Annotated in this window: 22 protein-coding genes; 15 read left to right on the top strand and 7 right to left on the bottom strand. The window is 75.8% G+C overall.

Annotation, left to right across the window (positions count from 1 at the left end; all coding sequences use genetic code 11):
* Window positions 1-3: 3 nt before the first annotated feature.
* On the bottom strand, window positions 4-912 hold the full coding sequence (locus tag ACSUPT_RS04620) for a 5'-3' exonuclease (RefSeq protein WP_365728722.1): 909 nt from the start codon (window positions 910-912) through the stop codon (window positions 4-6).
* A gap of 137 nt (window positions 913-1,049) precedes the next feature.
* Between ACSUPT_RS04620 and ACSUPT_RS04615 the strand changes: the two genes are divergently transcribed.
* On the top strand, window positions 1,050-1,607 hold the full coding sequence (locus tag ACSUPT_RS04615; protein ID WP_351963074.1) for a helix-turn-helix domain-containing protein: 558 nt from the start codon (window positions 1,050-1,052) through the stop codon (window positions 1,605-1,607).
* A complete protein-coding gene (locus ACSUPT_RS04610; RefSeq protein ID WP_436946168.1) occupies window positions 1,607-2,326 on the top strand; it encodes a helical backbone metal receptor in 720 nt (239 codons plus the stop codon). Before ACSUPT_RS04615 ends, ACSUPT_RS04610 begins: the two co-directional genes overlap by 1 nt.
* Here the strand turns inward: ACSUPT_RS04610 and ACSUPT_RS04605 are convergent.
* Window positions 2,253-3,527: a C4-dicarboxylate ABC transporter gene (locus tag ACSUPT_RS04605; protein WP_436943512.1), complete on the bottom strand. Its 1,275-nt coding sequence runs from the start codon at window positions 3,525-3,527 to the stop codon at window positions 2,253-2,255. The genes ACSUPT_RS04610 and ACSUPT_RS04605 overlap by 74 nt on opposite strands.
* A gap of 70 nt (window positions 3,528-3,597) precedes the next feature.
* On the opposite strand from ACSUPT_RS04605, the gene ACSUPT_RS04600 reads away from it, so the two are divergent.
* On the top strand, window positions 3,598-4,500 hold the full coding sequence (locus ACSUPT_RS04600) for a LysR family transcriptional regulator (protein WP_351963072.1): 903 nt from the start codon (window positions 3,598-3,600) through the stop codon (window positions 4,498-4,500).
* Between the two features lie 144 nt (window positions 4,501-4,644).
* On the opposite strand, the gene ACSUPT_RS04595 is transcribed toward ACSUPT_RS04600, so the two are convergent.
* The 3 genes from ACSUPT_RS04595 to ACSUPT_RS04585 all read right to left on the bottom strand — a co-directional run bounded on the left by ACSUPT_RS04595 (window position 4,645) and on the right by ACSUPT_RS04585 (window position 7,836).
* On the bottom strand, window positions 4,645-5,322 hold the full coding sequence (locus ACSUPT_RS04595; RefSeq protein ID WP_351963071.1) for a gamma-glutamyl-gamma-aminobutyrate hydrolase family protein: 678 nt from the start codon (window positions 5,320-5,322) through the stop codon (window positions 4,645-4,647).
* Between the two features lie 12 nt (window positions 5,323-5,334).
* Window positions 5,335-6,807 (bottom strand): ethanolamine permease, encoded by a 1,473-nt coding sequence (gene eat, locus ACSUPT_RS04590; RefSeq protein WP_436943511.1) that lies wholly within the window; start codon window positions 6,805-6,807, stop codon window positions 5,335-5,337.
* A 297-nt stretch (window positions 6,808-7,104) separates the two neighbouring features.
* Complete coding sequence (locus ACSUPT_RS04585) at window positions 7,105-7,836, bottom strand: FadR/GntR family transcriptional regulator (RefSeq protein ID WP_351963069.1); 732 nt, start codon at window positions 7,834-7,836, stop codon at window positions 7,105-7,107.
* A 75-nt stretch (window positions 7,837-7,911) separates the two neighbouring features.
* Between ACSUPT_RS04585 and ACSUPT_RS04580 the strand changes: the two genes are divergently transcribed.
* The 4 genes from ACSUPT_RS04580 (at window position 7,912) to ACSUPT_RS04565 (ending at window position 12,560) form a co-directional block, all read left to right on the top strand.
* Window positions 7,912-9,288 carry a glutamine synthetase family protein gene (locus ACSUPT_RS04580; RefSeq protein ID WP_361660888.1) on the top strand — a complete coding sequence of 459 codons (1,377 nt, stop codon included), beginning with the start codon at window positions 7,912-7,914 and terminating at the stop codon, window positions 9,286-9,288.
* Window positions 9,289-9,415: 127 nt separating this feature from the next.
* Window positions 9,416-10,759, top strand: a complete 1,344-nt coding sequence (locus ACSUPT_RS04575) for an aldehyde dehydrogenase family protein (protein ID WP_351963228.1) — start codon at window positions 9,416-9,418, stop codon at window positions 10,757-10,759.
* 4 nt (window positions 10,760-10,763) lie between these two features.
* On the top strand, window positions 10,764-11,624 hold the full coding sequence (locus tag ACSUPT_RS04570) for a 3-oxoacyl-ACP reductase (protein WP_351963067.1): 861 nt from the start codon (window positions 10,764-10,766) through the stop codon (window positions 11,622-11,624).
* A gap of 21 nt (window positions 11,625-11,645) precedes the next feature.
* Complete coding sequence (locus tag ACSUPT_RS04565; RefSeq protein WP_436943510.1) at window positions 11,646-12,560, top strand: DUF2510 domain-containing protein; 915 nt, start codon at window positions 11,646-11,648, stop codon at window positions 12,558-12,560.
* Between the two features lie 157 nt (window positions 12,561-12,717).
* Here ACSUPT_RS04565 and ACSUPT_RS04560 read toward each other — a convergent pair whose 3' ends face one another.
* The gene (locus tag ACSUPT_RS04560) at window positions 12,718-13,920 is read right to left on the bottom strand and encodes an alanine racemase (RefSeq protein ID WP_351963065.1); all 1,203 of its coding nucleotides are present in this window, start codon (window positions 13,918-13,920) and stop codon (window positions 12,718-12,720) included.
* Window positions 13,921-14,105: 185 nt separating this feature from the next.
* Between ACSUPT_RS04560 and ACSUPT_RS04555 the strand changes: the two genes are divergently transcribed.
* The 3 genes from ACSUPT_RS04555 to ACSUPT_RS04545 all read left to right on the top strand — a co-directional run bounded on the left by ACSUPT_RS04555 (window position 14,106) and on the right by ACSUPT_RS04545 (window position 17,755).
* Window positions 14,106-15,575 (top strand): hypothetical protein, encoded by a 1,470-nt coding sequence (locus ACSUPT_RS04555; protein WP_436943509.1) that lies wholly within the window; start codon window positions 14,106-14,108, stop codon window positions 15,573-15,575.
* A gap of 71 nt (window positions 15,576-15,646) precedes the next feature.
* A complete protein-coding gene (gene mycP / locus ACSUPT_RS04550) occupies window positions 15,647-16,795 on the top strand; it encodes a type VII secretion-associated serine protease mycosin (protein ID WP_399219198.1) in 1,149 nt (382 codons plus the stop codon).
* Between the two features lie 171 nt (window positions 16,796-16,966).
* Entirely contained in the window at window positions 16,967-17,755 is a 789-nt protein-coding gene (locus ACSUPT_RS04545) for an SseB family protein (protein ID WP_436943508.1), read from the top strand.
* An 8-nt stretch (window positions 17,756-17,763) separates the two neighbouring features.
* Here the strand turns inward: ACSUPT_RS04545 and ACSUPT_RS04540 are convergent, their stop codons facing one another.
* The gene (locus tag ACSUPT_RS04540) at window positions 17,764-18,126 is read right to left on the bottom strand and encodes a DUF1844 domain-containing protein (protein WP_028964449.1); all 363 of its coding nucleotides are present in this window, start codon (window positions 18,124-18,126) and stop codon (window positions 17,764-17,766) included.
* A gap of 309 nt (window positions 18,127-18,435) precedes the next feature.
* Here ACSUPT_RS04540 and infC point away from each other — a divergent pair, with 309 nt between their 5' ends.
* The 5 genes from infC (at window position 18,436) to ACSUPT_RS04515 (ending at window position 22,095) form a co-directional block, all read left to right on the top strand.
* A complete protein-coding gene (gene infC / locus ACSUPT_RS04535; protein ID WP_023589552.1) occupies window positions 18,436-19,122 on the top strand; it encodes a translation initiation factor IF-3 in 687 nt (228 codons plus the stop codon).
* A gap of 118 nt (window positions 19,123-19,240) precedes the next feature.
* Window positions 19,241-19,435 carry a 50S ribosomal protein L35 gene (rpmI, locus tag ACSUPT_RS04530; RefSeq protein WP_010476245.1) on the top strand — a complete coding sequence of 65 codons (195 nt, stop codon included), beginning with the start codon at window positions 19,241-19,243 and terminating at the stop codon, window positions 19,433-19,435.
* A gap of 94 nt (window positions 19,436-19,529) precedes the next feature.
* Entirely contained in the window at window positions 19,530-19,916 is a 387-nt protein-coding gene (rplT, locus tag ACSUPT_RS04525; RefSeq protein WP_017945472.1) for a 50S ribosomal protein L20, read from the top strand.
* 118 nt (window positions 19,917-20,034) lie between these two features.
* Window positions 20,035-20,892, top strand: a complete 858-nt coding sequence (locus tag ACSUPT_RS04520) for a TrmH family RNA methyltransferase (protein WP_351963062.1) — start codon at window positions 20,035-20,037, stop codon at window positions 20,890-20,892.
* Between the two features lie 54 nt (window positions 20,893-20,946).
* Window positions 20,947-22,095 carry a sensor histidine kinase gene (locus ACSUPT_RS04515; protein WP_351963061.1) on the top strand — a complete coding sequence of 383 codons (1,149 nt, stop codon included), beginning with the start codon at window positions 20,947-20,949 and terminating at the stop codon, window positions 22,093-22,095.
* Window positions 22,096-22,157: the final 62 nt, after the last annotated feature.

The following is a 22,157-nucleotide window of genomic DNA, read 5'->3' as shown; positions in this document are numbered from 1 at the left end:
ACTTCATCGGGGGAGAACGGCGAGCAGCCGCTGCAACGACCCTCCCAACCCCCATGTTTCCGCCAGTTCCCGCAGCGCCTCCGGGGCCTTGGGCCCGGTAGGCAGCGCCGGGTCGAAGGGCGGCAGCGGCACGTCGTCCGCGACCCGCACCACCTTCGGCGCGACCTCCAGATACGCCCGCGCCTCCGTCAGCCGCCGCCGCTGCGCGGGGGTCAGCTTCGACGCGGGGTCGTCCACGGCGGCCACGATCCCCGCCAGGTCGCCGTACGCCTCCAGCAGCTTGGCGGCCGTCTTCTCGCCCACGCCCGGAACCCCCGGCAGCCCGTCGCTCGGGTCGCCCCGCAAGGTGGCCAGATCCGCGTACCCCGGCCCGTCCACGCCGTACTTGCCGCGCAGCCACGCCTCGTCCACCACCTGGTGCGTGCCGACGCCCTTGACCGGATACAGCACCCGCACGCCGCGCGCGTCGTCCACGAGCTGGAACAGGTCCCGGTCGCCCGTCACGATGTCCACCGGGCCGGCCGCCCGTCCGGCGAGCGTGCCGATCACGTCGTCCGCCTCGTACCCGGCGACCCCGACGCGCGCCACGCCCAGCGCGTCCAGCACCGCCTCGATCACCGGCACCTGCGGCGACAGCGTGTCCGGTACCTCCTCCTCGTCCGGCACGCCGGGACCGGTCTCCGCCGCCACCCGGTGCGCCTTGTACGACGGGATCAGCTCGACCCGCCAGGCCGGCCGCCAGTCGGCGTCCATGCAGGCCACGAGATCGTCCGGGTGGTGGTCCTGCACGAGCCGGGCCATGAAGTCGAGGAGCCCGCGCACGGCGTTCACCGGGGTGCCGTCCGGGGCGCGCACCGAGTCGGGGACCCCGAAATAGGCCCGGAAGTACAGGGAAGCGGTGTCGAGGAGCATCAGGCGTCGCGTCACACCTCGCATGATGCCGTACGTCACCGACAGGCCACGCGCCGCAATGGTTGCGCCGTTTGCGCTACTCGGCGGTTCTCGCGCTGCGTAAGGTTGTCGGGAGAGGGAGGGAAGGGAGGGAAGACATGGACGACAAGGAAACCCCGAGGGTCGGCGCGGCCGTGCGCAGGAGGCGCCGGGCGCTGTCGCTGACCCTGGCCGCCGTGGCCGAGCGCAGCGGTCTGTCCGTGCCCTTTCTCAGCCAGATCGAGAACGAGCGCGCCCGCCCCAGCATGCGCTCACTCGAGTGCATCGCCGACGCGCTGAAGACGACCGCCGTCGAGCTGCTCGACGCGGGTGACGCCGCCCGCACCGTCGACGTCGTACGGGCCGCCGCGTACGCCGACGACCCGGGCGCCCCCGCCGGTGTGCGCGCCCTGGTGCGCGGCGAGCACCAGATGCACGCCGACGAGTTCACCGGCGAGCACGACGCGGGCCGCGAACTGGTCCTCCGCAACGACGCCCTGCTGTACGTCGCCGACGGCACCGTGGAGGTGGAGGCCGAGGGCCGCGCCTACCGCCTGGAGCGCGGCGACACCCTGTACCTCTCCGGCGGGGTCCGGCACCGCTGGCGCGCCTCCGGGCCCGGCACGCGCGTCCTCGTCGTGTCGGTCGCGCCGCACATGGAGGCGACGGAGCAGTGATCCGGGTCGTGTCGCTGGTTCCGTCGCTCACCGAGGCCGTCGCGGTGAGCGCGCCCGGCGCCCTGGTGGCGTGCACGGACTGGTGCACGCACCCCGAGGGCCTCGACGTGCCCCGGATCGGCGGTACGAAGAACCCGGACGTGGCCGCCGTCGCGGCGCTGCGCCCGGACCTGGTCGTCGCCAACGAGGAGGAGAACCGCCCCGACAACCTCGCCGCCCTGCGCTCCGCCGGCCTGGAGGTGCTGGTCACCGAGATCCGGGACCTGGAGGGGGCGCTGCGCGAACTGGACCGGGTGCTGCGCGCCTGCGGCGTCGCCTCCCGGCCCCGCTGGCTGGACGAGGCCGAGGCCGCCTGGGCCTCGCCCCCCTCCGGACGGCCGCCCCGCAGGGCGGTCGTCCCCGTGTGGCGGCGGCCCTGGATGGTGCTGGGCCGCGACACCTTCGCGGGCGACCTGCTCGCCCGGCTGGGTGTCGCCAACGTGTACGCGGACCACCCCGAGCGCTATCCGCGCGTCCCGCTCGACGAGCTGCGCGCCGCGGGCGCCGACCTGGTCGTCCTGCCCGACGAGCCGTACCGGTTCACCGCCGACGACGGCCCCGAGGCGTTCGGCGGGCTGCCCGCCGCGCTCGTCGACGGACGCCACCTCACCTGGTACGGGCCTTCGCTGGTCCGGGCGCCGCAGGTGCTGGGCCGGGCCTTGGGCGCGGTGGTCCGCTGACCGCCGGCGCGGACGCCGGGGCGGGCGTCCCGGCGTCCGGTGGCGCGGGCGTCCCGCCGGCCGGTGGCGCGGGCGCACGGCCGGCTCCGGCAGCGGGCGGCGGCCCTCCGGACACGGGGCCGGGCGGGGCCGCGCCGAGCAGCGCCCGTACGGTTCCGGACGCCGCCGCCAGCCAGCCCGCCACGAGCAGCGCGTACAGCGCCGCCGCCGCCCCGTCGAGCACGACCAGCCCCGTGAGCCGCGCCATTCCCTCCAGCCCCGTCACACAGGTGCCGACGGGGAAGGTGAACGCCCACCACGACAGCGTGAAGCCCATCCCGCGCCGCCGCGCCCGGACCACGAGCGCCCCGGCCAGCGCCAGCCACAGCAGCGCGAACCCCAGCACCGGCAGCCCGTACGCCACGGCGAGACCCCGCCCGTACGGCACCTCCGGCGCGGCCCCGGCGAGAGCGGCGGCCGCCGTCGCGGACTGGCCCAGCGGGCCCAGGACCAGCAGCAGCGCCGGGGTCGCGGCGGCCGGGGGCGGGCCCGCCGTGACGAGGCGGGCGAAGACCGGCGGCAGGATCAGCAGCGCCGCCAGCAGGCTCATCCCGAACATGCCGTGGCAGGCCGCCAGCAGGGCCCCGCGCGCCTGGCCTTCCGGGACGTGCGGGGCGAGCAGCGGACCGGTCGCCGCCGACACCATCGGCGCGACGACCGGGAGCAGCCACACCGGTGACGGCCCCTCCATGTGGTGCCGCACCACCAGCAGATACGGCACGCCGACCGCGACCACCAGGCCGGTCACCGTGCCCGCCGTCCACAGCACGGTGCCCAGCGCCACGGCGGGGCCCGCGCCCAGCCAGTCCCGGCCCACGACGAGCGCCCCGCCGCCGACGGAGGTCAGCGCCATGGCGAGGCACCCCTGGAACGGCGCGACGGCCGGGTCGAGGAGCTGCTCCCGCGTCCGGCCGGGGCGGTGGGCCCACTGCGCGGTCCTGGCGGCCAGCAGGACGGCCAGCGTCAGCAGGGCCAGGGCCCACAGCGCCGTACAGGCCGTGCGCAGGCCCGGCACGGCGCCGTGCGGGTCGAGCCCGGCGCCCGCGGTGCCGAGGATGCCGGTGCCCATCACGGCGGAGTAGTACTGCGGGCCGAGGAGGCGCGGGACGGCGGTGCGGGGTGCGGGGAGCGGGCGGTGCGCGGGCTGGACGACGGTGGCCATGGGCCCACCCTGGTCCGGAACAACACCCCCGACCAGGGACCTTGCCTCTATGGCCCCATAAGCTGGATTTATGAGCCTGTCGCATCGTGTGCCCGACCTCGGAGCCCTGGAGCTGCTGCTCGCCGTCGCGCGGCACGGCAGCCTCGGCCGGGCGGCGCGCGAGGTCGGCATCACCCAGCCCGCCGCCAGCGGCCGCATCCGGTCCATGGAACGGCAGCTCGGCGTGGCCCTCGTCGACCGGTCGCCGCGCGGCTCCCGGCTCACCGACGCGGGCGCCCTGGTGACCGACTGGGCGCGGCGGATCGTGGAGGCGGCGGAGGCGTTCGACGCGGGGGCCCAGGCGCTGCGGGACCGCAGGGACTCGCGGCTGCGCGTGGCCGCGTCCATGACGATCGCCGAGTACCTGCTGCCGGGCTGGCTGATAGCGCTGCGCGCCGAGCGGCCCGACACGGCCGTGTCGCTGCAGGCCGGGAACTCCGCCGCGGTCGCCGCCCTGCTGCTGGCGGGCGAGGCGGACCTCGGCTACGTGGAGGGCCTCGCCGTGCCGGAGGGCCTGGACGGCGTGGTCGTCGCCCGCGACCGGCTGGTGGTGGTCGTCGCGCCGTCCCACCGCTGGGCCCGCCGCCGCGCCCCGGTCACGCCCGCCGAACTGGCCGGGACGCCGCTGGTGCTGCGCGAGTACGGCTCGGGGACCCGCCAGGTCCTCGACTCGGCGCTCGCGGCGCACGGGGGCCTCGCGGCGCCGCTCATGGAGCTCGCCTCCACGACGGCGGTGAAGGCGGCGGCCGTGAGCGGTGCCGGACCGGCCGTGCTGAGCGAACTGGTGGTGAGCGAGGAGCTGGCGTCCCGCCGCCTGGCGGAGGTGCCGGTCGAGGGCGTCGAGCTGCGCCGCGCGCTGCGCGCCGTGTGGCCGACGGGCCCGCGCCCCACGGGCCCGGCGCGCGACCTGCTGACCCTGTCGCGGGCGCGCTGACGGGGCGTCCGGGCCGGGGCACCCGCGCCTCGTACGGCGGTGCCGGTCGGCCCCATGGCCTCGCGCCCGCGACCCATCCCGGCCCCGGTCCTGTGGCGTACGGGCCCCACCGACCCGACCAGGTCCCGTGCGGGGGCGCCGGGTTCAGCCCGACGCCGCTCGCACCAGCCCCTCCATCACCCGCGGGTCGTCGCCCATCTCGGGGTGCCACTGCACGCCCAGCGCCCAGGCGTCCGGCAGTTCGACCGCCTCCACCGTGCCGTCCTCGGCGTACGCGCCGGGCACGAGCCCCGCGCCGAGCCGGTCCACCGCCTGGTGGTGGTACGTCGGCACCTCCACCGCCTCCGGCACCAGCGTCCCGTACCGCGTCCCCGGCACCGGCTTCACCGTGTGCCGCCCCAATACGCCCACCCCGCCCGTGTGGCCCTCCAGGTGCTGGACGAGCGTCCCGCCGAGGGCGACGTTCAGCAGCTGCATGCCCCGGCAGATGCCGAGCACCGGGACGCCCGCCGCCAGGGCCGCGCCGATCAGGGCCAGCTCCCACGCGTCCCGTTCCGGCGCGGGCGGCCCGGTCCTCGGGTCCCGCGCGGCCCCGTACCGCGCGGGCTCCACGTCGGCGCCGCCCGACACCACCAGACCGTCCAGCCGGGCCACGGCCGCCGCGGCGGCGTCCGGGCCGTCCGGCGGGAGCAGCGCGGCGATCCCGCCCGCCGACTGCACGAGCCTGGGGTACGCGGCCGGCAGCAGCGCCGCGGGCAGCTCCCACACCCCCCACCGCGCCGAGTCGAGATACGTCGTCACACCGATCAGCGGCCTGTCCACGCGCGCTCCCTCTCAGCCCCGGCCCAGCTCGGCCTCGGCGGCGGCCAGCGCCGCGAACTCCTCCTCCGGCGCGCTCGCCACCAGCCGGTGCCGACTGTAGAGCGCGAAGTAGGCGACGGCGACCGCGTACACCGCGAGCGCGAGACCCGCCGCGACCACGTCCACCAGGAACGTCGCCACCAGCGCGGCGAGCGCCAGGACCAGCGCCACCGAGGAGGTCAGGACCCCGCCGGGCGTGCGGTACGGCCGCTCCAGGCCCGGTTCGCGGCGCCGCAGCACCATGTGGGACAGGGCCATCAGGGCGTACGAGATGGTCGCCCCGAAGACGGCGACGTTCAGCATCCGCGCCCCGTTCCCCGAGCCCGCCGCCAGCGCGAAGCCGATCGCGCCGGGGATCAGCAGCCCCAGGTACGGCGCCTTGCGGCGGCTCGTCAGCGACAGGAACCGCGGCAGGTACCCGGCGCGCGACAGGGCGAACAGCTGCCGGGAGCCCGCGTAGATCAGCGAGAAGAACGAGGCGACCAGGCCCGTGAGCCCCGCGTAGTTCACGAACCGGCTCAGCGCGGTGGGCCCGCCGTCCCCCTCCAGCGCCACCACCAGCGGGTTCCCCGCGTCCTGGACGGCGGCCGCGCCGCGCGCCCCGGTCGCCGCGAGGAGCGTCACCACGGCCAGGACCGCCAGCACGCCCATCGACAGCGCCAGCGCCCTCGGCATCGACCGGACCGGGTCCTTCGCCTCCTCGGCGGCGAGCGGCACGCCCTCCACGCCGAGGAAGAACCACATCCCGAACGGGAACGCCGCCCAGATGCCCAGCAGCCCGTACGGCAGCCAGGAACTCGCGCCGAACGCGCCCGCGTCGACCGGGATGTCGTCCAGCCGGTCCACCCGGAACTCCGTGAACGCGCCCACCGCGAAGACCAGCAGCGCCGCCACCGCGACGGCCGTCACGACCAGGCTGAAGCGCAGCGCCTCGCCCACGCCCCACAGGTGGATGCCGATGAAGACGGCGAAGCACGCCAGGTAGACGGGCCATCCGGACTCCAGGCCGAAGAGGCCCAGCGACTCCACGTAGTCCCCGATGAAGAGGGAGATCGCGGCGGGGGCGAGCACGTACTCGATGAGGATCGCCGTGCCGGTGAGGAACCCGCCCCAGGTGCCGAGCGCCCGCCTGGCGAAGCCGTAGCCGCCGCCCGCGGCCGGGAGGATGGCGGACAGCTCCGCGAGCGCGAAGACCAGGCACGCGTACATCACGCCCATCAGCAGCGTGGCGACGGCGAGGCCGCCGAAGCCGCCCTCCGCCAGGCCGATGTTCCAGCCGGAGTAGTCGCCGGAGACGACGTAGCCCACGCCGAGTCCGGTGAGCAGCAGCCAGCCGGCGCTGCCCCGCCGCAGCGCGCGGCGCTTCAGGTAGTCGTCGGCTTCGGCGCCGGCGCGCGGGGGTGCCGCTTCACCGGGTGAGGTGCCCGAGGTGTCTTCCAGCGTCATGGCGTCAGCTCCCCGCGTCGGGTCGAGCCCAATGGAATGGCCCCATACCTTTGCGGTGCCGTACGTCCCGCGCAAGCCCCCGTACGCCACCTTCACGGAAACGCCCCGCCCGGCGCACCGCCCACGCGCGCCGAAGCGCCCTGCGGCACCACCGCGCACCCCCGCCCGCCCCGAGGCGCCCCGCCAGAGCGCCCGGAGGCGCCCCGCCCGCCGGCCGGAAGCACCCCGCAGCAGCGCCCCGGCCCGCCGCCGCGCCGAAGCACCCGCCGCGCCGAAGCACCCCGCAGCAGCCCCCGCCTACGCGAGGAAGCCCCGCAGCAGTGCCGCCGTCCCCGCGCAGTGCTCGCGGGCCACCTCCCGCGCCGCCTCCGCGTCGCCCTCCAGGACCGCCTCCACCAGCGCGTCGTGCTGGTGCTGGGCGTGCTCCAGGTTGCGCACCAGCAGCGGTATGCAGTCCAGCAGGTCGTTCACGGTCGCCCGGACCGCCGCGTACCGCTCCGTCAGCGTCGGCGAGCCGGACAGCTCCGCGAGCGTCAGGTGCAGCAGCGTGTCCTGGCGCCGGTAGTCGTCCAGCGGCGCGTCGTGCGTGGCCCGCAGCGCCGCGCGCAGCCGCCCGGCCTCCTCGGCGTCCAGGCCGCGGGCCGCGCACAGCCCCGCGGCGCCGGTCTCCAGCACCTCCCGGAACAGCAGCACGTCCTGGAGGTCCACCTCCGCCGTGCGCCTCCGCAGCTCCTCCGCCGCGCCCGCCCCCCGGTCCGGCGGGCGCAGCACGAACGTCCCCCCGTACCGGCCGCGCCGGCTCTCCAGCAGGCCCTGCTCCTGGAGCACCTTCAGCACCTCGCGCAGGGTGACCCGGCTGATCCCCATCCGCTCCGCCAGCTCCCGCTCGGCCGGCAGCCGTTCCCCGGCCGGCACCAGCCCGAGCCGCACCACCTGGAGGATCTGCTCCAGCGCCTCCTCGAAGCCGTTGCCCGCCCGCACCGGCCGCAGCACCGGTGTCAGCCGATCGGATGTCCGCCCGCTCGCCATGCGGCCGCCCCCTTCCCCTCAAAGGTCTTCAGCAATACCTTATGGCTCCCGGCTGACCCAAGGAGGACCCACCCCGTGGCAGACCGAACACCCCCGCTCTCCGTGGGCGACCTGCGCGCCCTGGTCGCGAGCGGCGAGATCGACACCGTCGTCCTGGCCTTCCCCGACATGCAGGGCAGACTCCAGGGGAAGCGGTTCGCCGCCCCCTTCTTCCTCGAAGAGGTGCTGGAGCACGGCACAGAGGGCTGCAACTACCTGCTCGCCGTGGACGCCGACATGAACACCGTCGACGGCTACGCCATGTCCTCCTGGTCCACCGGCTACGGCGACTTCGCCCTCCGCCCCGACCCCGCCACCCTCCGCCGCGTCCCCTGGCACCCCGGTACGGCGCTCCTCCTCGCCGACCTCGCCTGGCACGACGGCGCCCCCGTCACCGCCGCGCCCCGCCAGATCCTCCGCCGCCAGCTCGAACGCCTCGCCGCGCACGGCTACACCGCCCACGTCGGCACCGAGCTGGAGTTCATCGTCTTCAAGGACACCTACGAGCAGGCCTGGGACGCCGGCTACCGCGGCCTCACCCCCGCCAACCAGTACAACGTCGACTACTCGATCCTCGGCACCGGCCGCGTCGAGCCGCTGCTGCGCCGCATCCGCAACGAGATGGCCGGCGCCGGGCTGACCGTCGAGTCCGCCAAGGGGGAGTGCAACCCCGGCCAGCACGAGATCGCCTTCCGCTACGACGAGGCCCTCACCACCTGCGACCACCACGCCGTCTACAAGACCGGCGCCAAGGAGATCGCCGCCCAGGAGGGCGTCTCGCTCACCTTCATGGCCAAGTACAACGAGCGCGAGGGCAACTCCTGCCACATCCACCTCTCGCTCCAGGACGCCGACGGCCGCAACCCGCTCGCCGGGGACGGCCCGCCCGGCAGCCCGGCCGCCCTCTCGCCCGTCATGCGGCACTTCCTCGCCGGACAGCTCGCCGCGCTGCGCGAGTTCTCCCTGCTGTACGCGCCCCACATCAACTCGTACAAGCGGTTCCAGCCCGGTTCGTTCGCCCCCACCGCCGTCGCCTGGGGCCACGACAACCGCACCTGCGCCCTCCGCGTCGTCGGCCACGGCCGCTCCACCCGCTTCGAGAACCGCCTCCCCGGCGGCGACGTGAACCCGTACCTCGCCGTCGCCGGACTCGTCGCCGCCGGCCTCCACGGCATCGAGCAGCGCCTCGAACTCCCCCCGCCCTGCACCGGCAACGCCTACGCCGGCGACCACGCGCACGTCCCCACCACGCTGCGCGAGGCCGCCGAACTGTGGGAGTCCAGCACCCTCGCGAAGGCCGCCTTCGGCGACGACGTCGTCGCCCACTACCTGAACATGGCCCGCGTCGAACTCGCCGCCTTCGACGCCGCCGTCACCGACTGGGAACTGCGCCGCTCCTTCGAACGCATGTGAGGCCGAGTTGACCACCGAGCTCCCGCCCCCGACCCCCGAGGCGACCAAGCCCCCGACCCCCGAGGCGACCAAGCCCGCGCCCTCCGGAACCGCCGGGCCCGCGACCCCCGCCGCCGGGCTCGCCGTCCTGAACCCCGCGACCGGCGAGCACATCGCCACCGTCCCCGCCGCGACCGCCGCGGACGTCGACGCCGCCGTCACCCGCGCCGCCCGCGCCCAGCGCGCCTGGGCCGCCGCCGCCCCCGCCGACCGGGCCCGCCTCCTGCGGCGCTTCGCCACCACCGTCGACGCCCACCTGGAGGAACTGGCCCGCCTGGAGGTCCGGGAGGCCGGCCACACCATCGGCAACGCCCGCTGGGAGGCCGGCAACGTCCGCGACCTCCTCGACTACGCCGCCGGGGGAGTGGAGCGGCTGAACGGCCGCCAGATCCCCGTACCCGGCGGCGTCGACGTCACCTTCCTCGAACCCCTGGGCGTGGTCGGCGTCATCGCCCCCTGGAACTTCCCCATGCCGATCGCCGCCTGGGGCGCGGCCCCCGCGCTCGCCGCCGGCAACGCGGTCCTCCTCAAGCCCGCCGAGACCACGCCCCTCACCGCGCTCCGCCTCGCTCGACTCGCCCTGGAGGCGGGCCTGCCCGAGCACCTCTTCCAGGTGCTCCCGGGCGAGGGCCCCGTCGCGGGCGCCGCCCTGGTCGACCACCCCGGCGTCGCCAAGATCGTCTTCACCGGTTCGGCGCGCGTCGGCAAGGGCGTCATGGCCCGCTGCGCCGAACGCGTCAAACGCGTCACCCTCGAACTCGGCGGCAAGAGCCCGAACATCGTCTTCGCCGACGCCGACATCGAGGCCGCCGCGCTCTCCACCCCGATGTCCTTCCTCGACAACGCCGGCCAGGACTGCTGCGCCCGCACCCGCATCCTCGTGCAGCGCACCGCGTACGACCGCTTCCTGGAGCTCCTCGCGCCCGCGCTGGAGAAGGTCGTCGTCGGCGACCCGGCCGACGAGCGGACGCAGATGGGCCCGCTCATCTCCCGCGCCCAGCTCGACCGCGTACGGTCCTATGTCCCCGACGACGCCGAAGCCCTGCGCGGCAGCGCCCCCGAGGGCCCCGGCTTCTGGTATCCGCCCACCGTCCTCACCGGCCTCGCACCCGACGCGCCCGCCGCCACCGAGGAGGTCTTCGGCCCCGTCGCGGCCGTCCTGCCCTTCGAGGACGAGGAGGACGCCGTACGCCTCGCCAACGCCACCGAGTACGGCCTGTCCGGCTCGATCTGGACCCGCGACGTGGGCCGCGCCCTGCGGGTCTCCCGCGCGGTCCAGGCCGGGAACCTCTCCGTCAACTCCCACTCCAGCGTCCGCTACTGGACCCCGTTCGGCGGCTTCAAGCAGTCCGGCGTGGGCCGCGAGCTGGGCCCGGACGCCCTCACCGCCTTCACCGAGACCAAGAACGTCTTCATCAGCACGGAAGGGTGACCCCATGACCGACGCCATCGACCCGACGACCGCTCCCGCCCCCGTCGCTCCCCCTCCCGTCGCGCCCGCCCCCGAGTCGGCCGCCCCCGAGGCGCCCGTCTGCCGCCGGCTCGTCGGCCGCACCGCCGTCGTCACGGGCGCGGGCAGCGGCATCGGTCTGGCGGCGGCCCGCCGCCTGGCCGCGGAGGGCGCCCACGTCGTGTGCGGCGACATCGACGAGACCGCGGGCAAGGCCGCCGCCGACGAGGTCGGGGGGCTGTTCGTACGGGTCGACGTCACCGACCCCGGGCAGGTCGAGGCGCTGTTCCGCGCCGCGTACGACACCTACGGCAGCGTGGACGTGGCCTTCAACAACGCCGGGATCTCCCCGCCCGACGACGACTCGATCCTGGAGACCGGACTGGAGGCGTGGAAGCGCGTCCAGGAGGTCAACCTCACCTCCGTCTACCTCTGCTGCAAGGCCGCCCTGCCGTACATGCGCCGCCAGGGACGGGGCTCCATCATCAACACCGCCTCGTTCGTGGCCCGCATGGGCGCCGCGACCTCCCAGATCTCCTACACCGCGTCCAAGGGCGGGGTGCTGGCCATGTCGCGGGAGCTGGGCGTGCAGTTCGCCCGCGAGGGCATCCGCGTCAACGCCCTGTGCCCCGGCCCCGTCAACACCCCCCTCCTGCGGGAGCTGTTCGCGAAGGACCCGGAGCGGGCGGCGCGGCGCCTGGTGCACATCCCGCTCGGCCGGTTCGCGGAGGCCGAGGAGATCGCCGCCGCCGTCGCCTTCCTCGCCAGCGACGACGCCTCCTTCGTCAACGCCACCGACTTCCTCGTCGACGGCGGGATCTCCGGCGCCTACGTCACCCCCCTGTGACCCCTGGCTAGGCTGGACCGCATGAGCATGACGACCCCGCCGGGCTGGTACCCGGACCCGTCCCTGCCCGCGGTGGAGCGCTGGTGGGACGGCACCGCGTGGACCGCGCACACCCGCCCGGCGGGGGCGGTCACCCAGCCCGCGGCGGTCGTCGTCCCCCCGAAGCGGTTCGGCCCCGCCCGGATCGCCGTCGCGGCGCTGGTCGTCGCGGCGGTCGTCGCCGGCGCCGTCCTCCTGCGCCCCGGCGGCGGCGAGGCGCCGGAGGCCGGGCGCCCGCCCGCCTCCGCGAGCGCCGCGGCCCCGGCCCCGGCGGCACCCGCCACCCCGAGCGCGGCGGCCGAGCCGTCCGCCGCCCCGTCCGAGGACGGCGGCGTCCTCACCGACCAGCTCAACGGCATCACCCTGCCGCTGCCCAAGGGCTGGGAGAAGGACCGGATCGGCGTCGACCAGGCCCCGACCATGGTCACGACCGACCGGTACCAGTGCCCCGCCGGCACCCGGCAGTGCCCGCCCGGCCGCGTCACGTCCCGCAGCCTCGCCTCCGCGGCCCCCACCTTCAAGGCGATGGCCAAGGCGGACGTCGCGGAGGCCGCCGAGCGGCTGTACGGCGCCGACACGCTCGGCCACAGCCCGTACGGCGGGGTCGTCTCCCACCAGGTCGTCGCCGCCCGCGAGACGGCCGTCGCGGGCCGTACGGGCTATCTGGTCCGCTGGCGGGTCACCACCGGCAAGGGCCCGGGCGGATACGTCCAGTCGCTGGTCTTCCCGTCGCCGGGCGGCACGGAGCAGCCGGTCGCCGTGCGGTTCGCCTTCGACGCCGTACCCCAGGGGCCGCGGCCTGCGCTCATGGACGAGATCGTCCGCGGCATCCGCCCCATCGGCAGCTCCACGGGCGGCGGCGTGGGCAGCAGCATCGCCCCGCCCGGCCACGGCTGACGCGCCCCCGCCGGGCACCGGGGCGGGACCGCGACGGGGCCTGGGACCCACCCGCGGCCGGGCGCCGGGACGCACCCTCCCGCCGGACGGACGGGCACGGCGCCGGGCTACAGGGACGGGCCCGGCGCAGGGCTGCAAGGGCAGGCACGGCGCAGGGCTACAGGAAGGTCCGCCCCTCGCCCCGGTACGTGGGGACGGCCCCGGTCACCCGGTCGCCCTCCAGCAGGTGCAGCCGGTCGAACCGCTCGCACAGCTCGCCGGCCTTCGCGTGCCGGAACCACACCTTGTCGCCGATCAGCAGATCGTCGGCCGCCGAGCCCAGGAGCGGCGTCTGCACCTCCCCGGCGCCCTCCATCGGGTCGTACCGCAGCCCCTCCGGCAGATACGGCACCGGCAGCCGGTCCGGGCCCGCCGCGCCGGACGCCGGATACCCCCCGCCCAGCACGGTCACCACGCCCACCCCCGGCCGGCGCACCACCGGCTGCGCGAACAGGGCCGCGGGCCTGCCGCTGAACGACGTGTAGTCGTCGAACAGCCGCGGCACGTACAGCCCCGAACCGGCCGCCACCTCCGTCACCGCCGCCTCGGCCGCCGTGTGCTGCACGCTCCCGGTCCCGCCGCCGTTCACGAACCGCAGGTCCGGCGCCACCGCCCGTACGGCGGCCACCACCGCGGCCCGCCGCCCGGCCAGCTCGCGCCGCGCCACCGCCTGCATCACCCGCACCGCCCGCGACCGCACCGGACGGCCCGCCACCGCGTCCCCGACGCCCGCCACATGCCCCTCGTACGCCATCAGCCCCACCAGCCGGAAGCCCGGCCGGCGCGCCACCGAGCGGGCCAGCTCGGCCAGTTCGGCGGGCTCCCGCAGCGGCGAGCGCCGGGCGCCGACGCGTATCCGCCCGCCGAGCAGGCGCAGCGACGTGTCCAGCTCCAGGCAGACCCGCACCTCCTCCCGGCCGCCGCCGCGCGCCGCGTCGATCAGGTCGAGCTGCGCCGGGTCGTCCACCATCACCGTGACGGCCCGCGCGAGCTTCGCGTCGCCGGCCAGCTCGGCGAAGCCGGCGCGGTCCGCCGACGGGTAGGCCAGCAGCACGTCCTCGAAGCCGGCCCGCGCCAGCCACAGCGACTCGTCCAGCGTGAACGACATGACGCCCGCGAAGCCCGGCCGCGCCAGCACCCGCTCCAGCAGCGCCCGGCAGCGCAGCGACTTGCTCGCGACGCGTATCGGCTTGCCCCCGGCACGGCGCACGAGGTCGTCGGCGTTGGCGTCGAAGGCGTCCAGATCGACGAGGGCGAGGGGCGCGTCGAGATGCGCGGTCGCCCGGTCGTAACGGGCGCGGTCAGCGGCACGGGGAGTCATGCGCCAGAGGGTGCCAGACCCCGCTACCGGGGGGTAGGGGTGGTGGACGGGACGTTCCGGTCAGATCCGTCCCGGCCTGCGGTCGCGTTCCCGTGGGCCCGCCGACAGCCTTTAGAGTGACGGCTACACGCCGGCGAACGGGCCTGCCCCGACGGCGTCTTCCGGTACGCGTACGAGGGGGGCGGATGAGCACCGAGGCACGGCGCCCGGCCCCGGCCCCGCAGCCGGAAGCCCCGGAGGAGACCACCACCCGCCTCCGCCCCATCCCGCCCCAGCCGGCCCCCACCGGCCCGCAGCCCGCCCCGCGCCAGGAGACCCCGCGGCAGCCCTCCGCGGGCGAGGACGCCCCCCGGCCGGCCGCCCCGCGTCGGACCACACCTCCGCAGACGGACGGGCCGAGGCCCGCGCCCGACGAGCGGACGCCCGCGCCCGACGCGGGCGTACGAGCGGACACCGCCCCGCGTGCCGCCGCCCCGCGGCCCCCGCACCGTCCGGCCCCCGCCGTCCCCCCGCCGCCCACCGCACCGCCGCGCCCGACCGCCGACACCCCGGCGGCCCCGGCCCCGCAGGCCCCGCAGGTCCGGTCGCCGCGGGCCGGGGCACCGCGTCCGCCCGCCCAGCCGGCCACGGCCCCCGGCGACCAGCCCGCCCCGGTCCCGCAGGCCCGCTCATCGGCGCAGACCCCGCCGGCCCGGTCGCCGCTGGCCCCGGCCCCGCAGGCCCGCTCCACAGCCCCGGCGCCGCATCCGCCCGCCCAGCCGCCCCACGCCGCCGCCCCGCACCCCCGGGCCCCCCACACCGCCGCCCCGCACCCGCCCGCGTACTGGGGCGTCCCGCCCGAGACGTCCCGCGAGACGACCGTGCGGCTTCGGCCGATCACCGAGCCGAAGCGCACCGGCCGCCTCGTCGCCGCCGTCGTCTGCCTGGTCCTCGGTCTGGGCCTCCTCGCCGGGGCCGCCGCCGGCACATGGCTGCTCCAGGGCACCGGCGACGCCGGGCAGCGCACCGCCTACACCGAGGCGGCCACCCTCTGGCACAGCACGCCCGTCGACACGCTCTTCCCGCGCACCGTGCGGGGCGACGGCGCCGGTCCGGGCGGAGCCGACCGCGCCTGGACCCGCGTCGCCGTCGCGCCCGACGCGCCCTGCGCCGAGGCCCTCCAGCCGCAGCTGGCCGCCACCCTCGCGCCCGTGGGCTGCCTGCGGGTGCTCCGCGCCACGTACACGGACGCCACCTCCAGCAGCGTCACCACCGTCGGCCTGGTCTTCCTGCAGACCGACGCGACCGCCATGAAGGCCCTGCGCACCCGCTTCACCACCGGCGGCCTCGACCGGAGCCCCGACCTCATACCGCCCGCGCACGCCGCCCCCGGCACCGTCGCCTCCCGCTTCGGCAACGCCCAGCGCGCCAGCTGGTACGTGAACGTCCTCACCGAGGCCCCCGTCATCGTGTACGGCGTCTCCGGCTTCGCCGACGGCCGCGCCGTCATCCGGCCGCAGCCCGCCCCCGAGGCGATGGCCAAGGGCCAGACGACCGCCCCCGCGCAGGCCGGACTCGGCCACGAGGCGCGGGGCATCGCGGACCGGATCGAGAAGGGCCTGCGCGCGACGGTCACCCGGGCGACCCAGGGTCCCGCGCGGAAGGGGAACCGGTGAAGCACACCAGCACCACCCGCACCACAGTCACCCCCGTGCCGTTCCGCCCCGCGCGCACCCCCGCCCGGCTCCTGCTGGCCGCCCTCACCGCCACCGCCCTGGCGCTGCTGCCCGCCGCCCCCGCCCGGGCGGACGGCATACGGGCCCGCCAGTGGGGCAACGAGGCCATCAACGCCGACCGCGCCTGGGACACCACCCGCGGCCGCGGCGTCACCGTCGCCGTCCTGGACACCGGCGTCGACGACACCCACCCCGACCTCGCGGGCAACGTCCTGCCCGGCAAGGACCTCATCGGCTTCGGCGCCCAGCGCGGCGACCGGGCCTGGGCCCGCCACGGCACCGCCATGGCCGGGATCATCGCGGGCCACGGCCACGGCCCCGGCAACGGCGACGGGGTCATCGGGGTCGCCCCCGAGGCGAAGATCCTGCCCGTACGGGTCATCCTCGAAGGCGCCGACAAGGCCCGCTCCCGCGCCCGCCACACCCGGGGCGGCGCCCTCGCCCAGGGCATCCGCTGGGCCGCCGACCAGGGCGCCGACGTGATCAACCTCTCGCTCGGCGACGACAGCGAGTCCGCCCACCCGGAGGCCGCGGAGGACGCCGCCGTCCAGTACGCCCTCTCCAAGGGCGCCGTCGTCGTCGCGTCGGCCGGCAACGGCGGCGAGAAGGGCGACCGCGTCTCGTACCCGGCCGCCTACCCCGGCGTGATCGCCGTGACCGCCGTCGACCGCTACGGCACCCACGCCTCGTTCTCCACCAGCCGCTGGTACGCCACCGTCAGCGCCCCCGGCGTGGACGTCGTCATCGCCGACCCCGACCGCAAGTACTACGAGGGCTGGGGCACCAGCGCCGCCGCCGCGTTCGTCTCCGGCGCGGCCGCGCTCGTCCGCGCCGCGCACCCCGCGCTCACCCCCGCCCAGATCAAGAAGCTGCTCGCCGACACGGCCCGCGACGCCCCCGAGGGCGGCCGGGACGACGAGAAGGGGTACGGGACGGTCGACCCCGCCGCCGCCATCGAGGCCGCCGCCGCACTGCGCCCCGGCGACCCCAAGGCGGCCGCGGCCGGCTACGACCGCCGGTACTTCGGCCCGGGGCCGCGCCGCGAACCCGACCCGGAGGAACCGGCCGGCCTCGTCGCCCCGCTCGCCGGAGGCGCCGGCGCCCTGCTGGTCGTCACCGCCGCCGCCCTCTGGCGCGCGGAGCGCCGCCGCACCGGCTGACCCCGCGCCCCACGAGCCGGCCCACCCACGCGCACCGCCGCACCGGCTGACCCAAGCGCGCCCCGCACCGCGGCAGCCTCCGCGCACCGCCGCACCGGCCGGCCCGCGGCCCCGTACGCCTCCCCGCACCGCCGTGCGAAGTGACCGAACCGTCCCGATAGGCTCGGTCCCGTGGCGCTCAAGAACATTCCCGACCCCGGTTTCTCCGACGACGACGGCTCCGCCGACCCGAGGCTCAGCGAGGCCCTCGCGGCCTGGGCCGAGGACCGCGGCGCCGAGCCGCGCGTGCTGGAGGCCCTCCAGGGGGCGCGACTCCTCGTCCCCGTCGTCGCCGTACTCGGAGAGGTCGAGGAGGACGATCAGGAGGGGCGCGAAGCTCCGGGGAAGGGCGGTGGTGGGAGACGGGTGGGCGGCCTGCGCCGCGAGAAGACCAGCGACATGGCCGTGCCCACGCTCACCGCGGGCGACCGCCGCGCGCTGCCCGCCTTCACCTCCACGGCGTCGCTCGCCCGCTGGGACCCCGCCGCCCGCCCCGTCGCCGTGCCGCTGCGCCAGGCGCTCCAGGCCGTCGCGCACGAGAAGGCCGACACGCTCGTCCTCGACATGGCGGGACCCGTGCCGTTCGAGGTCACCGGCCGGGCGCTGCTGGCCCTCGCCGAGGGCCGCACCAGCACCGACCCCCTGGCGGACCCGGCCGTCACCGGCGCCGTGCGCGCGCTCCTCGCCGCCGAGCCGGCGGTGCTCCGCGCCTACCTGGGCCGGGGCGGCGGCGCGGACGGCATCCTCGCGCTGGTCCTCGCCCCGGACGCGGCGCCCGCCGAGGCGGCCCGCCGGGTGGCGACGGCCCTGGCGGGCGACGAAACACTGAGGGCCCGCCTGGTGCGGGGCCTCGACCTGGCACTGCTGCCGCCCGAGGCCGCCCCGCCGGGCGAGCCCTTCCACGTGAGGGAACAGGGATGAGGGACCGGTCAGCCGTAGACGGGGCCCGTGTACTTCTCGCCCGGCCCCTGGCCCGGCTCGTCCGGCACCAGTGACGCCTCGCGGAACGCCAGCTGCAGGGACTTCAGCCCGTCCCGCAGCGGCGCCGCGTGGAAGGAGCTGATCTCCGTGGTGCTCGCGTCCAGCAGACCGGCCAGGGCGTGCACCAGCTTGCGGGCCTCGTCGAGGTCCTTGTGCGCGTCGCCCTCCTCGGTCAGCCCGAGCTTCACGGCCGCGGCGCTCATCAGGTTCACGGCGACCGTGACGATCACCTCGACCGCGGGGACCTCCGCGATGTCGCGGGTCATGGCGTCGAAGTCGGGGCCGGGCTCGGGGGGTGTCGCGTCACTCATGCCCCACACGATAGGCGGTCGCCCGAGCCGTCCCGCGCCGCCCGCCCGGTTGGGCGCACCGGCGGCCAGCTGGTAGCCTGGTGTGACGACCGGCCGGAACCCATGAGCTCCGGCCCACAAGTGGAGGCTCCGTCTCCCACCTGACCGTCCTCCGGGACGGCGGGTCACCGGTCAGGCGGCGCCCATCGTTCCGTACGGACGATGGACCCGCCCGAGCTCAGCGCCCCGCGGTACGCCGTGGCGGTGCTCCGGTATCACCAGGAGCCCCGCCTGTGTCCCGTCCGGGGCATTTTTCATGCGCCGGCGCGGTTGGTCTCGCTAAACAGACGTTACGCGTCCGTCCGCCAGGCGGTCGCGTGGTGCTACCGAGGAGGATCCATCAGCGCCGAGCCCCGCATCAACGACCGGATTCGCGTTCCCGAGGTGCGACTTGTCGGTCCCAGCGGCGAGCAGGTCGGGATTGTCCCGCTTGCCAAGGCCCTGGAGCTTGCCCAGGAGTACGACCTCGACCTGGTCGAGGTCGCGGCGAACGCCCGTCCGCCCGTGTGCAAGCTCATGGACTACGGGAAGTTCAAGTACGAGTCGGCCATGAAGGCCCGTGAGGCGCGCAAGAACCAGGCGCACACGGTCATCAAGGAGATGAAGCTCCGGCCGAAGATCGACCCGCACGACTATGACACCAAGAAGGGTCACGTCGTCCGGTTCCTCAAGCAGGGCGACAAGGTCAAGATCACGATCATGTTCCGTGGACGCGAGCAGTCCCGGCCGGAGCTCGGCTACCGGCTCCTGCAGCGGCTCGCGGAGGACGTCCAGGACCTCGGTTTCGTCGAGTCGAACCCGAAGCAGGACGGCCGAAACATGATCATGGTTCTCGGTCCGCACAAGAAGAAGACCGAGGCCATGGCCGAGGCCCGTGAGGCGCAGGCCGCCCGCAAGGCGGAGCGCCAGGGCCAGCCCGCCCAGGCGGAGCCGCAGGCGGAAACGTCCGCCGAGTAGCCCGCAAGGCCGTGTCCGGGCAATCCCGCCCAGGACTCGAAACCCGATCCACCTGACGCTCCCGCGCGCCGGTCCCCGGACCGGCTGGGAGCGCCACTGACGAGGAGATAACGGCGCTATGCCGAAGAACAAGACGCACAGCGGTGCCAAGAAGCGCTTCAAGATCACCGGCTCGGGCAAGGTGCTCCGCGAGCGCGCCGGCAAGCGCCACCTGCTCGAGCACAAGTCGTCCAAGCTGACGCGCCGCCTCACTGGCAACGCCGAGATGGCCCCGGGTGACAGCGCCAAGATCAAGAAGATGCTGGGCATCTGATCCTGACCGCCTGATCCGAAGCCCCGGATTCCGGGACCCATTCGTTTCCGGGCCGTGTGAACACCCCCGCGGCCCCGCTACAAGGAGTTAACAAGTGGCACGCGTCAAGCGCGCAGTCAACGCTCACAAGAAGCGCCGTGCGATCCTCGAGCAGGCCAGCGGTTACCGCGGCCAGCGCTCGCGCCTGTACCGCAAGGCCAAGGAGCAGGTCACCCACTCGCTGGTCTACAACTACAACGACCGCAAGAAGCGCAAGGGCGACTTCCGTCAGCTGTGGATCCAGCGCATCAACGCCGCTGCCCGCGCCAACGGCATCACGTACAACCGCTTCATCCAGGGTCTGAAGGCCGCCAACGTCGAGGTGGACCGCAAGATCCTGGCCGAGCTCGCGGTCAACGACGCGAACGCGTTCGCCGCCCTCGTCGAGGTCGCCCAGAAGGCCCTCCCGAGCGACGTCAACGCCCCGAAGGCCGCCGCCTGATCCCCCAGGCCGCCGATCTTCCGACCGGACCCGCAGGCCCCGCGCCTGCGGGTCCGGCGCGTTCGCCGTCCCGCCACGCAGCCCCCGACCCCGCAGCCAGAAAGAGTCGCCGAGCACCATGGGCACCCCCGAGCTGATCTCCCCGCGTTCCCCGCGCGTCGCCGCGGCGCGGCGCCTCGCCAAGCGGAACTTCCGGAGCAAGGAGCGCCGGTTCATCGCCGAGGGTCCGCAGGCCGTCCGCGAGGCCGCCGAACACCGAGGGCCCGGCGGCGAGCCGACCCTGCTCGAACTCTTCACCACCACCGAGGCCGCCACCCGGTACGCCGACATCGTCGACGCCGCCCGCGCCGCCGGGGCCCGCGTCCACCACGCCTCCGACGCCGTCCTCGCCGAGGTCTCCCAGACCGTCACCCCGCAGGGCATCGTCGGCGTGTGCGGCTTCCTCGACTCGCCGTTCGAGGACATCCTCGCCGCCCGCCCCAGGCTGGTCGCCGTCCTCGCCCACGTACGCGACCCCGGAAACGCCGGCACCGTGCTGCGCTGCGCCGACGCGGCGGGCGCCGACGCCGTCGTCCTCACCGACGCCTCCGTCGACCTGTACAACCCCAAGTCCGTCCGCGCCTCCGTCGGCTCCCTCTTCCACCTGCCCGTCGCCGTGGGCGTCCCCGTCGAACGGGCCGTCGCCGGGCTCCAGGCCGCCGGTGTGCGCATCCTCGCGGCCGACGGCGCCGGCGACGACGACCTCGACGCCGAACTCGACGCGGGCACCATGGGCGGCCCCACCGCCTGGATCTTCGGCAACGAGGCGTGGGGCCTGCCCGAGGAGACCCGCGCCCTCGCCGACGCCGTCGTCCGCGTCCCCATCCACGGCAAGGCCGAGAGCCTGAACCTCGCGACCGCCGCGGCCGTATGCCTCTACGCGTCCGCGCGGGCCCAGCGCGCCACCGGAGGGTGCCGCTCCGTCACCCAGAGCTAGTAAGGTGACGGGCTCGGGGCCCGTCGCGCAGCACTGAGGGGTGGGGGTACGGGGATGACGCTCGGCACGAGCGGCCACACGGAGGGCCGCGCCGCCTTAACGCGCGCGCCGGCGCCCCGGCACACCCCCGCCGGCCCGACCCCGCCCGGGTACGACCCCGACGACCTGCCCGACGGGCTCGTCGTCGCCGACGCCGACGGGCGGATCGTCTGCTTCAACGCCAAGGCCGCCCGCCTCACCGCCGTACCCCGCGAGCGGGCCATCGGCAGCCGCCTCGACGACGCCCTCCCGCTGGAGGACATCAAGGGCAACCGCTGGTGGCCGCTGACCGACCCGTACGGCGGCCTCGCCACCCGCACCGGCCAGCCCGAGCGGAACCTGCTGCTGCCCGGCGGCCGCGAGCTCCTCGTCGCCGCCCGGTACGTGCGCGACCAGCCGCTCGGGCCGGTCCGCCGCGTCGTCGTCACCCTCCGCGGCACCGAGGCGCGCCGCCGCAACGAACGCAGCGACGCCGAGCTGATCGCCACCGTCGCCCACGAGCTGCGCTCCCCGCTCACCTCGGTCCGCGGCTTCACCCACACCCTCCTCACCAAGTGGGAGCGGTTCACCGACGAGCAGAAGCGGCTCATCCTGGAGACCGTCCACAACGACGCCCACCGCGTCACCCGGCTCATCTCCGAACTGCTCGACATCTCCCGCATCGACGCCGGCCGCCTGGAGGTGCGCCGCCAGCCCGTCGACATCGCCGCCGCCGTCGGCCGCCACGTCCAGGGCCTCACCGCCCGAGGCCTGGCTCCCGACCGCTTCTTCGTCCGCGTCCGCCGCCCCCTGCCCGATCTGTGGGCCGACCCCGACAAGATCGACCAGATCCTCGGGAACCTCCTGGAAAACGCGGTGCGCCACGGCGCCGGAACCGTCACCATCGAAGTGGCACCCACCGGCGCACAGGACGGCGAGAAAGGAACGGCGGTCACCGTGAGCGACGAAGGCCCCGGCATCCCCGAGGAGTCGATGGGCCGTGTCTTCACCCGCTTCTGGCGGGGCAGCACCCGCGGCGGCACCGGTCTCGGCCTCTACATCGTCAAGGGCCTCGTGGAGGCCCACGGCGGCGCCATCACCGTCGGACGCGCCCCCTCGGGCGGCGCCAGGTTCCGATTCGTCCTGCCCGTGGGCGCCCCGGCGTACCTCACCCAGGGGATCTGACCCCGCCGGCGAGGACCCGGCCCGGCCCCACGGGCTCATCCGCGACAGCCATACCCCGTTAG

This window comes from Streptomyces sp. SudanB25_2051 (genome assembly GCF_964272635.1).
In the GTDB taxonomy this organism is placed as follows: Bacteria; Actinomycetota; Actinomycetes; order Streptomycetales; family Streptomycetaceae; genus Streptomyces.
Note: the sequence above shows the minus strand (reverse complement) of the source record. Positions and strands in the feature narration are given on the sequence as shown.

Excerpts from the sequence above, each read along its gene's own strand:
- ACSUPT_RS04620 (WP_365728722.1), bottom strand. The coding sequence starts at position 912 with ATGCTCCTCGACACCGCTTCCCTGTACTTCCGGGCCTATTTCGGGGTC.
- ACSUPT_RS04615 (WP_351963074.1), top strand. The coding sequence starts at position 1,050 with ATGGACGACAAGGAAACCCCGAGGGTCGGCGCGGCCGTGCGCAGGAGG.
- ACSUPT_RS04605 (WP_436943512.1), bottom strand. The coding sequence starts at position 3,527 with ATGGCCACCGTCGTCCAGCCCGCGCACCGCCCGCTCCCCGCACCCCGC.
- ACSUPT_RS04600 (WP_351963072.1), top strand. The coding sequence starts at position 3,598 with ATGAGCCTGTCGCATCGTGTGCCCGACCTCGGAGCCCTGGAGCTGCTG.
- eat (WP_436943511.1), bottom strand. The coding sequence starts at position 6,807 with ATGACGCTGGAAGACACCTCGGGCACCTCACCCGGTGAAGCGGCACCC.
- ACSUPT_RS04585 (WP_351963069.1), bottom strand. The coding sequence starts at position 7,836 with ATGGCGAGCGGGCGGACATCCGATCGGCTGACACCGGTGCTGCGGCCG.
- ACSUPT_RS04570 (WP_351963067.1), top strand. The coding sequence starts at position 10,764 with ATGACCGACGCCATCGACCCGACGACCGCTCCCGCCCCCGTCGCTCCC.
- ACSUPT_RS04565 (WP_436943510.1), top strand. The coding sequence starts at position 11,646 with ATGAGCATGACGACCCCGCCGGGCTGGTACCCGGACCCGTCCCTGCCC.
- ACSUPT_RS04560 (WP_351963065.1), bottom strand. The coding sequence starts at position 13,920 with ATGACTCCCCGTGCCGCTGACCGCGCCCGTTACGACCGGGCGACCGCG.
- ACSUPT_RS04555 (WP_436943509.1), top strand. The coding sequence starts at position 14,106 with ATGAGCACCGAGGCACGGCGCCCGGCCCCGGCCCCGCAGCCGGAAGCC.
- ACSUPT_RS04540 (WP_028964449.1), bottom strand. The coding sequence starts at position 18,126 with ATGAGTGACGCGACACCCCCCGAGCCCGGCCCCGACTTCGACGCCATG.
- rpmI (WP_010476245.1), top strand. The coding sequence starts at position 19,241 with ATGCCGAAGAACAAGACGCACAGCGGTGCCAAGAAGCGCTTCAAGATC.
- ACSUPT_RS04520 (WP_351963062.1), top strand. The coding sequence starts at position 20,035 with ATGGGCACCCCCGAGCTGATCTCCCCGCGTTCCCCGCGCGTCGCCGCG.
- ACSUPT_RS04515 (WP_351963061.1), top strand. The coding sequence starts at position 20,947 with ATGACGCTCGGCACGAGCGGCCACACGGAGGGCCGCGCCGCCTTAACG.